Source organism: Microbulbifer weihaiensis, assembly GCF_048323715.1.
Lineage (GTDB): Bacteria > Pseudomonadota > Gammaproteobacteria > Pseudomonadales > Cellvibrionaceae > Microbulbifer.
Genome location: NZ_JBLWFL010000037.1, coordinates 1 through 555, shown reverse-complemented (window position 1 = coordinate 555; position 555 = coordinate 1). Strand labels below are relative to the sequence as shown.

Below are 555 nucleotides of genomic sequence, written 5' to 3'. Positions count from 1 at the left end.
ATGCGATGATTCGAGAAAAACAAGCGTGGTGTGCAACTTAAATTTTGGGTGGTTGACACCACAGTCGCTTGTTAAGTTTATATTTCATGCTCTGCCAGGTACTCACATTTTGGATTAGGACCAACCACAATGGTTTTTAGCCAAGAGATTGAAAATCCAATACACGCTAGAGCTGCCATTCCCGCTCCGATTGTTCCTGCGAAACTTGCCACAAGAAAAAACGCATCACTGAAATAGCTATTAAAGTAGATTCCAAGAATTGCCAAGAGAGCAAAGTAGGCTAAGAACTGTACAAACCAACTAAAAGCATACCTTATTCTTCTCGCTTTGAAGCTAGATAGTGTTTCCCCTTCTTCTGGAAACGGGCCAAACCAACTAAATGCCACAAAAGTAATAATATTTGGCCTCATATACCTCAAAGTCACTAAGACAATGAAAACAGTGAGATAAAATATTGCGATCTTTTCGGTCATAGAAACTTAACGCCCACAGCAGGGGCGGCTTAATTTGTGCGCGTTTTGCGCAAAAATGGGAGCGGAGTGACCTGCGCAAAAG

General features: G+C 41.8%; 1 protein-coding gene. It reads right to left on the bottom strand.

What is annotated here, in order from left to right; all coding sequences use genetic code 11:
- Positions 1–77: 77 nt before the first annotated feature.
- A complete protein-coding gene (locus tag ACNKU7_RS18785) occupies positions 78–473 on the bottom strand; it encodes a hypothetical protein (RefSeq protein WP_418298522.1) in 396 nt (131 codons plus the stop codon).
- Positions 474–555 lie beyond the last annotated feature (82 nt).